This is a genomic window from Streptomyces sp. 8L, assembly GCF_020176795.1.
In the GTDB taxonomy this organism is placed as follows: Bacteria; Actinomycetota; Actinomycetes; order Streptomycetales; family Streptomycetaceae; genus Streptomyces.
This window is the reverse complement of the sequence record NZ_JAIUKE010000450.1, coordinates 1-9,877: the sequence shown is the minus strand read 5'-3', so window position 1 is coordinate 9,877 and position 9,877 is coordinate 1. Positions and strand designations below refer to the sequence as shown.

Here is a 9,877-nt window from a genome sequence, read left to right as displayed (position 1 = left end):
ACGGGACCCGCCGCCCGGCCCGGTACGGCCGCGGGCGCGGGCGCGGTCACGCCGTCACCTCACGGCACGCGCGGTAGAAGTCCTTCCACCCGTCCCGCTCGCGCACCACGGTCTCCACGTACTCCTGCCAGATGACGCGGTCCGCGGCCGGGTCGCGGACGACCGCGCCGAGGATGCCGGACGCGACGTCGCCGGGACGCAGCATGCCGTCGCCGAAGTGAGTCGCCAGGGCGAGGCCGTTGGTGACGACGGAGATGGCCTCGGCCGTGGAGAGCGTCCCCGAAGGGGATTTGAGCTTGGTGCGCCCGTCGGCCGTGACGCCGTCGCGCAGTTCCCTGAAGACCGTGACGACCCGGCGGATCTCGGACATGCCGTCGCTCTCCACGGGCAGGCCGAGCGAGCGGCCGATCTGGTCGACGCGGCGCGAGACGATCTCGACCTCCGCCTCAGGGGTGGCGGGCAGCGGCAGCACCACGGTGTTGAACCGTCTGCGCAGCGCGCTGGACAGGTCGTTGACCCCGCGGTCGCGGTCGTTGGCCGTCGCGATCACATTGAACCCGCCGACCGCCTGGACCTCTTCACCCAGCTCGGGGATGGGCAGGGTCTTCTCGGACAGGATCGTGATCAGCGAGTCCTGGACGTCGGCGGGGATGCGCGTCAGCTCCTCCACGCGGGCCGTGAGCCCCTCGGACATCGCCCGCATCAGGGGGCTCGGCACCAGCGCGGCACGGCTCGGGCCGTGCGCGAGGAGCTGCGCGTAGTTCCACCCGTAGCGGATGGCCTCCTCCGGGGTGCCCGCCGTGCCCTGCACGAGCAGGGTGGAGTCGCCGCTGACGGCCGCGGCCAGGTGCTCGGAGACCCAGGTCTTGGCCGTGCCCGGCACGCCGAGGAGCAGCAGGGCGCGATCGGTGGCGAGCGTGGTGACGGCGACCTCGACGATGCGGCGCGGGCCCACGTACTTCGGGCTGATCACCGTCCCGTCGGGCAGCGTGCCGCCGAGCAGATACAGCGAGACGGCCCAGGGCGAGAGGCGCCAGCGCTCGGGCCTCGGCCTGTCGTCCTGCGCGGCGAGGGCCGCGAGTTCGGCCGCGAAGGCGTCTTCCGCATGCGGGCGCAGCACCTCGGTGGCGGGCTTGCGAGCGGTTTCGGGCAGGGCGTGGGACGCGGTCATGGGTCCCCCTCCAGATCGGTCGACCGGATGTGGTGACCACGGTGCACCATGCCACTGACAATCGGCCGTCCGCGCAGGTCGGAGGGTGTGCGCGACCGATTGTCAGTGGCCGGGCCTACCGTCGTTGGCATGACTGATCTGGGGGTGCGCAGGACGGCGGAGCAGGTGCTCGCGCTGGCTCCTGACGACGCGTCGCGCAGGGCCGGGAGCAAGCTCGGCTCCGCGGGGCCGTGGTCACAGACGGGTGCGGGCGCCGAGGGCGCGCCGGGCGCCGTGTGGGGGCTGTGCAAGGGCAGCGGCAGCAAGCCGTATCAGACGGTGGTGGACACGGCGGGGCCCGCGTACAAGTGCAGTTGCCCGAGCCGCAAGTTCCCGTGCAAACACGCGCTGGGGCTCTTGCTGCTCCGGGCGTCCGCCGAGGACGGGTTCGTGACGGCCCAGGAGCCGCCCGACTGGGCGCGCGAGTGGCTGGCCGCGCGCGCGAAACGGGAGGACCGGACGAAACGGCCGCAGCGGGCCGAGCCGGCGGAGGGGACGGAGGGGCCCGGCGCGGCGGGCGGCGCGGGTCCCGCGAAGAGCGCGGACCCGGAGGCGGCGCGCCGCAGGGCGGAGCGCAGGGCCGCGCGGATCACGGCGGGTGTGGGCGAGTTGGAGCGGCGCCTCGCGGACCTGCTCGCGAGCGGCCTCGCGGGGGCGGAGCAGTCGGGCGGCGCCTCCCGGACGGAGACCGCGGGCGGGTACGGCCCCTGGGAGGAGACGGCGGCCCGCATGGTCGACGCCCAGGCACCGGGACTCGCCGCTCGCGCACGGGAGTTGGGCGCGATCCCCGCGTCGGGGCCGGGGTGGCCGGGCCGGCTCCTGGAGGAGTCGGCGCTGCTGCATCTGCTCGACCGGGCCTGGCTGGGCGTCGGGAGCCTGCCCGAGCCGCTGGCGACGACGGTCCGCACGCGGGTCGGGCTGGCGTCGGTTTCCTGCGGGGAGGAGGTCAGGGACCGGTGGTCGGTGCTGGCGCAGTACGACACGTCCGACGGCAAGCTGACGACGCGCCGGATCTGGCTGCATGGCCGGGCCTCGGGCAGGTGGGCGCTGGTGCTGGGGTTCGGTGCCGGGGGCCGGGCACCCGAGCCGGCCCTGCCGGTGGGCCTCGCGGTCGACGCGCGGCTCGCGCCGCACGCGGGGGCGGGACAGCTGCGCGCTTCCTGGGTCGGGCAGTCCGGCGCGCCGGAGCCGATCGGTCCGCCGCCGCCCGGCGGTCCGGTGTCGGCCGCCGCCGAGGCGTACGGGACGGCGTTGGGTTCGGACCCGTGGCTCGACGCGTGGCCCGTGGTGTTGTCGGACGTCATACCCCTGCCGCCGGGAGAGCGGGCCGGCTGGCGGTTGCGGGACGCGGACGGCGGGGCGCAGCTGCCGCTGACGGCGCGGGCGGTGGAGCGGCCCGGCCTGTGGAGGCTGGTAGCGCTCGCGGGCGGGCGTCCGGTGACCGTCTTCGGGGAGTGCGGGCACCGGGGCTTCGAGCCGATGGCGGCGTGGTCGCCCACGGACCCGGCGATGGTGACGCTGATATGACGGCGCGGCCGAGGGCATCGGACACTGCGGATTCGGCGGGAACGAGGGAGCTGAGCATGCCGGCAACGGTCGCCTCCGGTGCGGAGCCGCGCTGGGAGGATCTGGTCACCTCGGCGCTGCTCGGCACGGACCGGGGGGGGGGGGGGCGCCCCCGGCGGGGGGGCCCCCCCGGGGGGGGGGCGCGGGGGGGGGGGGCCCGGGCCCCCGGGGGGGGGCCCCCCCCCCCCCCCCCCCCCCCCGCCCCCGGGGGCGGCGGTCGCGGATGTGGCGCCGCCGGAGGCGCTGCTCGACGCGGCGGCGCTGCACACCGTACGGCGGCGGGCCGGCCTGCTGCCGTCCCGCGATGACGGCGAGCCACCGGAGCCCGCGCCGCACGACGGCCGCCCCGCGCTGCCTGAGGCGGCGGCGCACCGGCTGACGATGCTGCTGGCCGACCGCGCGTCGGCGTCCTCATCCTCGGGTTCCGGGCGCCGCGGTTCGGCGCCCGACCTGGCGGAACTGCTGCCGCAGTGGCTCGCCGCGGCGAACGGCCACGGGTACGCGGCGCCCGCGCCCTCGCTGCCCGCGCTGCTGGACGCGGCGCGGGCGCGGACCGATCTGCGCCCGCAGGCGCTGACGTTCGCGGGCGCGCGCGGGCTGTGGCTGGCGCGGTTCAACGCGGACTGGAAGTTCGCGCTGCGGGGCGGCGCCGGAAGCGCGGTCCTGCCGGACCTGGACGATGAGGACGCGGTGACACGGCTGTGGGAGGAGGGGCTGTTCGCGGAGCGGGTGGCGCTGCTGGCGGCGCTGCGCGCACGGGACGCGCGGCGGGCCCTGGCCCTGCTCGCGTCGACGTGGCCGAAGGAGCGCGCGGAGGACCGGCTGATGTTCGTGGACGCGCTGCGGACGGGGCTGTCGGACGAGGACGAGCCTTTCCTTGAGGAGGCGCTGAGCGATCGGAGCCGCAACGTCCGGTCCACGGCGGCCGAGTTGCTGTCGGCGCTGCCGCATTCCGCGCTCGCCGGGCGGATGGCGGAGCGGGCCCTCGCGTGCGTGGCGCTCGATCGGCTGTCGGGGCGGCCCTCGATCGTGGTCGAGGCGCCGTACGCGTGCGACACGGACATGCGGCGCGACGGGATCGCCCCGACCCCGCCGACGGGGCGCGGCGAGCGGTCGTGGTGGCTGAGCCAACTGGTCGAGACGGCGCCGCTGGACGTGTGGTCCGGGCGACTCGGCGGCCGTTCTGCCGAGGAGATCGTCGCGCTGCCTGTGGCCGACGAGTGGCGCCAGGAACTGCACAGCGCGTGGTGCAGGGCGGCGACCAGGCAGCGCGACGAGGACTGGGCCCGCGCCCTGCTGGACGGCGCGCCGCCGTCGGACCGCTCGCGTCTGCTGGCGGTGCTGCCCCCGGAGGAACAGGCGCGGCGGGTGGCGTCGTTCGTCGCCTCGGACGGCCTGTCGGAGGCGTTCCAGCTGCTGGCGGTGTGTGCCGTTCCGTGGCCGGAGCCCCTGGGCGGCGCGGTGGTCGACGCGCTCGACATCGCGCGGGAGGCAGGGAGCTACCCGTGGAGCTTCAGCGGGGTGATGGGGCTCGCGGAGCGCTGCCTGGACCCGCGCGAGGCGGACCGCCTGGAACTGCTGACAGCGCCCCTGACGGAAACGGAGGACACGTCGCCCGGCGCGGGCGGCTACTGGTCGGAGGCGTTCAGACGCCTCGTGTCGACGCTCCGCCTGCGGGCCCGTATGCAGGAAGAGCTGAGGGGCGAGGGGGCGTACGGGCGAACGGGCGAAGAGACGCGGTGACAAGACAAGGGGACGAGGGAACAGGGAGGTAAGGAAGCGACGGGGGCGTGGCCCTGAGAGGCCGGTCCAGGGGCGGCGCGGCGGGCCGTGAACGCGCCGGTTCCTGAGGGGCGTTGGGCCGCGGCCGTGCGGATGCGCGGCGCCCCGGGTGGGGTCCCGGTGTACGGCCGGGGCGCGGCCCGACACGCGCGTGGGCCACGGCGGAGGCCGGCCTGCCCCGGCTCGGGGCCTGGGGCGCGAGGCGCGGTCGAGCCGCGCCGGGGCCGTGGGCAGGACGGGGCGCGCCGTCGGGACGGGACGCTACGCGCCCGCGGATTCCCGCACGTTCGCGTTCACCCACTCCACGATCGACGTGGTGGTCGCGCCGGGCGTGAAGATCTCCGCCACTCCCTGCTCCTTGAGCGGCGTGATGTCCGCCTCGGGGATGATCCCGCCGCCGAACACCTTGATGTCCGCGGCGTCACGCTCCTTGAGGAGCTCGATGACCTTCGCGAACAGCGTGTTGTGCGCGCCGGAGAGGATGGAGAGGCCGATCGCGTCGGCGTCCTCCTGGATCGCCGTGTCGACGATCTGCTCGGGGGTCTGGTGCAGTCCCGTGTAGATGACCTCCATGCCCGCGTCGCGCAACGCGCGCGCGATGACCTTCGCGCCGCGGTCGTGGCCGTCGAGGCCCGGCTTCGCGACCACTACACGGATCGGACCGGTCACACCCATCACTGCCTCCACTCACGACACCACCACGACGGACCAAGTGAACGAACGTTATCCACAGCATCCCGCACGCGGCCATTTCGCGGTGCGAGGCATGGGCCAAATCACATGATCCGGTCGAACATCACGTCGAGTGAGGGAATGGTGACCGTCGAGGACCACGACATGGACCGTTTCCGCAACGGTCAAACCCTCCAGAAGATTGTGAGCGTCGCATACCGCCGGGTACAGTCGCGGCCACTGCTGTCGAGGCGAGAGAGGCGTTGGTGAACGACCCCGCCCAAGCCGGCTGCGCCGCCTACGAGACAGACCCTCTCTTCGGCGCGTTTCCCAGTGGCTACGACGTACGGCACCAGCAGTACGGCAGTGAGCCGGAGCAGCATTACGGCAGTGAGCCCTACGGCAGTGATCTGTACGGCAGCGAGCGGGAGCAGCATCACTACGCCTCCGGCGCGTACCCGGCGCCGGGCCCGCAGTACGCCCCCGCCTACGCGTACGCCGAGCCGTCCGGGCAGTGGGGCGGCCCGGCCGCAGGACCGTACGCGCCCCCACCGGCCGCCGCCCCGGGCGGCCCCGGGCAGGATCTCGGCTACGGGCAGGCCCACGGCCACGCCTACGCCTATGCCTATGAGGTGGCGGCCGGGACGCAGGCCCAGGACCCGTACGGCTACGGCCAGCCGCAGCCCGCTCCCGGCTACGAGTCCACGGTGCAGTGGACCGTCCCGGCAGAGGCCCTCCTGACGCCGCGGGACCCGGAACCAGCGGCGGACCAGGAGACGGAAGCGGCCCCGGAGACGGAAACAGACCAGGCGAATGACCTGGAGGAAACGGGCCCGAATGCCGGTGGCGGGCCGGGTTTCGACGCCGCGCAGGACCCGGCGCCCGGGCCGTCGTCGGGGCCCCGTGCCGGCAGCCGTACGGCCGCTCGCGCCGCAGGGTCCCGGAGCCGCCGCAGGGCTCCCGCCAAGCGTTCCGCACTGTTCACGATCGCCGTCCCGTCCGCGTGCGTGATGGGTGTGGCCGGGATCGCCGCCGCGTCCATGGGCGCCCTGGGCGGCGGGGACGACACCCAGGACGACACCGCGACGACGGCAGCCTCGGACCCCTCCTCCGTGAAGCCCGTCGCGGCCAACGACACGATGGACACCCGGCTTGCCGCGCTCAGTGCCGACGCCCGCGACTTCGGGGACCGCGCGAGCCGTACCCAGGAGCGGATCGATCTCAAGGAGCGCCAGGCGGCGGAGAAGAAGAAGCGGGACGAGGCGGCCGCGCGCAAGGAGGCGGCCCGCCCCAAGTACCTGCTCCCCGTCAAACAGCGCGGACTGAGCGCCTACTTCGGGCAGGCGGGCGTCAACTGGATGTCGGTGCACACGGGTATCGACTTCCCCGTCATGACCGGTACGCCGGTGATGGCCGCCACCGACGGCACCGTACGCACGCAGTGGAACAGCAGTTACGGCAACATGGCGATCGTGAAAGCGCCCAATGGCACGGAGACGTGGTACTGCCACCTCAGCAGCACACGCGTACGGTCCGGTTCGGTCAAGGCGGGCGACGTCATCGCGTACTCGGGCAACACCGGCAACACCACGGGGCCGCACCTCCACTTCGAGGTACGGCCGAACGGCGGCGCCGCGATCGACCCGCTGCCGTGGCTCCGCGGCCACGGCCTCGATCCGACCTGAACCGCCGGAGCGCGCCCCACCGCCCCGCCGGGCTACCGCCTCGTCACAGCTTCTCGACCGGTGCGTACCGCAGCAGCAGCCGCTTCGGTTTCGGGTCGCCGAAGTCGATCTCCGCCTGCGCCTCGGAGCCGGACCCCGTCATCGCGACGACCGTGCCCAGGCCGAACTTGTCGTGCGTGACCCGGTCCCCGACCGCCAGCGCGATGACCGGGCGGTCGCTGATCTGGCCCTTCTGGCGCGAGCGCGTGCCGCCCCTGCCGAACCCGCCCGACAGCGGCGAGAAAGCGCCCCCGGACGACGAGGACGACACCGGGCCGGCCGGGATCTGGGCGCCGGTCCGCTTCCAGTCCAGGTGCTGTCCGGGGATCTCCTCAAGGAACCGCGACGGCGGGTTGTACGACGGCTGGCCCCACGCGCTGCGCATGGAGGACCTCGTCAGATAGAGCCGCTCGCGGGCACGCGTGATCCCGACGTACGCGAGGCGGCGCTCCTCCTCCAGTTCCTTCGTCTCACCGAGCGCGCGCATGTGGGGGAACACGCCGTCCTCCATGCCCGTCAGGAAGACGACGGGGAATTCGAGGCCCTTGGCGGTGTGCAGCGTCATCAGCGTGATGACGCCGGAACCGTCCTCGTCCTCGTCGGGGATCTGGTCGGAGTCGGCGACCAGCGCGACCTGTTCGAGGAACTCGGCGAGCGTGCCGGTCCCGGCCCCGGCGGTACCAGCCGCCTCGGCAGTACCGGCGACATCGGCCGCCCCGCCGGTTCCGGTCGCCTCAGCGGTACCCGCAGCCTCGGCCGCCTCAGCGGTGCCGCCCTCGTCACCGCCTCCGCCCGTCCCCGTACCTTCATCCGTACCGGCGCCCTCACCCGTACCGGCCTCCGCACCCGTGGCGGCGTCCGCGCCCTCGGCGGCAGCATCGGCGCCGGCGCCCGCCTGGGCGCGCGCCTGCTCGAACTCCAGTGCCACCGAGGCGAGTTCCTGGAGGTTCTCGATGCGCGTCTCGTCCTGCGGGTCCGTGGAGGACTGCAACTCGGCCAGATAGCCGGTTCGTTCGAGAATCGCCTCCAGCACCGTCGCGGGACCCGCACCGCCGTCCACGACCGTCCGGAGGTCCTCCATCAGCGTGTTGAACCGCTTGACCGCGTTCGCCGAACGGGCGGCCATGCCGTACGCCTCGTCGACGCGCAGCAGCGCCTGCGGGAAAGTGATCCGCTCGCGCTGCGCCAGCGCGTCGATCATCGCCTCGGCGCGCTCGCCGATACCGCGCTTCGGCACATTGAGAATCCGGCGCAGCGGGACGCTGTCCTCGGGGTTCGCGAGGACGCGCAGGTACGCGAGGACGTCGCGGACCTCCTTGCGCTCGTAGAAGCGGACGCCGCCGACGACGCGGTAGGGCAGGCCGACCCGGATGAAGATCTCCTCGAAGACACGCGACTGCGCGTTCGTCCGGTAGAAGATCGCGACGTCACCCGCCTTCGCGTCGCCCGCGTCGATGAGCCGGTCGACCTCGTCGGCGACGAACTGCGCCTCGTCGTGCTCGGTGTCCGCGACATAGCCGGTGATCTGGGCGCCGGCGCCCGACTTCGTCCACAGGTTCTTCGGGCGGCGGCTCGCGTTGCGCTCGATGACGGCGTTGGCGGCGCTGAGGATGGTCTGCGTGGAGCGGTAGTTCTGCTCCAGCAGGATCGTCGTGGCGTCCGGGTAGTCCTCCTCGAACTGGAGGATGTTGCGGATCGTGGCACCGCGGAACGCGTAGATCGACTGGTCCGCGTCACCGACGACGCACAGCTCGGCCGGCTCGTACGCCTCGCCGGTGGTCTCGTCGACGCCGGAGGGGCCGACGAGCTCCCGTACGAGGGTGTACTGCGCGATGTTCGTGTCCTGGTACTCGTCCACCAGGACGTGCCGGAAGCGGCGCCTGTAGTGCTCAGCGACGTCCGGGAACGCCTGGAAGAGGTGCACCGCGGTCATGATGATGTCGTCGAAGTCCAGCGCGTTGGCCTCGCGCAGCCGCGCCTGGTACATCCGGTAGGCCTCTGCGACCGTCTTCTCGAAGCCTCCCCCGGACTCCGTCTCGGAGGCGCCCCCGGCGACCTGGTCCGCGAAGGTCTCCTCGTCGATGAGCTCGTTCTTGAGGTTGGAGACCTTGGCGGAGAACGACTTGGGCGGATACCTCTTCGGGTCCAGCTCCAGGTCGCGGCAGACCAGCGCCATGAGCCGCTTCGAGTCGGCCGCGTCGTAGATCGAGAACGACGACGTGAACCCGAGCCTCTTCGACTCGCGCCGCAGGATACGTACGCACGCGCTGTGGAACGTCATCACCCACATGGCCGCCGCCCGCGGGCCGACGAGCTGCTCGACGCGCTCCTTCATCTCGCCCGCGGCCTTGTTCGTGAACGTGATGGCCAGTATCTGGCCCGGGTGCACGTGGCGCGTGGCCAGCAGATGGGCGATGCGGTGGGTGAGGACGCGCGTCTTGCCCGACCCGGCGCCCGCGACGATGAGCAGCGGCGAGCCCTGGTGCACGACGGCGGCGCGCTGCTCGTCATTGAGGCCGTCGAGCAGCGCGGCGGGGTCCACGACCGTGCGCGGGGCACCGTCGCGGTGGTACGCGTCTCTGGCCGCGGGCACGTGGAACGCTCCCTCGAAGAGATCGTCGGGCACCTGCTCGGAGGCGGTGTCCTCGGGCGGCGGAGGCTCCTCCCCGGGGGGCTGGAGGTCCGCAAGGAAATTGTCGTCAAAGAGGCTGCTCATCGCTCCCCGAGTCTAGGCCGTCCCACTGACACCCCGCCGGGAGTCCCGAGAGTCCCCGGACGAGCGGCGGCCCGCCGGCCCGCGGGGGGGGGGGGGCCCCGCGGGGGGGGGGGGGGGGGGGGCGGGGGGGGGGGGGGGGGGGGGGGGGGGGCGGGGGGGGCCCCGCCCCGGGGGGGGGGGCGCGGGGCGGGGGGGGGGGGGCCGGGG

General features: G+C 73.7%; 5 protein-coding genes and 1 pseudogene. 3 read left to right on the top strand and 3 right to left on the bottom strand.

The features are described from left to right. Positions 1-46: 46 nt before the first annotated feature. On the bottom strand, positions 47-1,171 hold the full coding sequence (locus LCE31_RS30685) for an ATP-binding protein (RefSeq protein WP_225020105.1): 1,125 nt from the start codon (positions 1,169-1,171) through the stop codon (positions 47-49). Between the two features lie 129 nt (positions 1,172-1,300). On the opposite strand from LCE31_RS30685, the gene LCE31_RS30680 reads away from it, so the two are divergent. Further along, positions 1,301-2,737, top strand: a complete 1,437-nt coding sequence (locus tag LCE31_RS30680) for an SWIM zinc finger family protein (RefSeq protein ID WP_225020103.1) — start codon at positions 1,301-1,303, stop codon at positions 2,735-2,737. Beyond that, positions 2,734-4,519: pseudogene (locus LCE31_RS30675) on the top strand (DUF5691 domain-containing protein). Before LCE31_RS30680 ends, LCE31_RS30675 begins: the two are co-directional and overlap by 4 nt. Before the next feature lie 300 nt (positions 4,520-4,819). On the opposite strand, the gene LCE31_RS30670 reads toward LCE31_RS30675, so the two are convergent. After that, positions 4,820-5,233: a cobalamin B12-binding domain-containing protein gene (locus LCE31_RS30670; RefSeq protein ID WP_225020099.1), complete on the bottom strand. Its 414-nt coding sequence runs from the start codon at positions 5,231-5,233 to the stop codon at positions 4,820-4,822. Between the two features lie 263 nt (positions 5,234-5,496). Here LCE31_RS30670 and LCE31_RS40990 point away from each other — a divergent pair, with 263 nt between their 5' ends. After that, entirely contained in the window at positions 5,497-6,915 is a 1,419-nt protein-coding gene (locus tag LCE31_RS40990) for a M23 family metallopeptidase (RefSeq protein WP_225020097.1), read from the top strand. A gap of 43 nt (positions 6,916-6,958) precedes the next feature. On the opposite strand, the gene LCE31_RS30660 is transcribed toward LCE31_RS40990, so the two are convergent. After that, positions 6,959-9,670 (bottom strand): ATP-dependent DNA helicase, encoded by a 2,712-nt coding sequence (locus LCE31_RS30660; RefSeq protein WP_225020095.1) that lies wholly within the window; start codon positions 9,668-9,670, stop codon positions 6,959-6,961. Between the last annotated feature and the right edge of the window lie 207 nt (positions 9,671-9,877).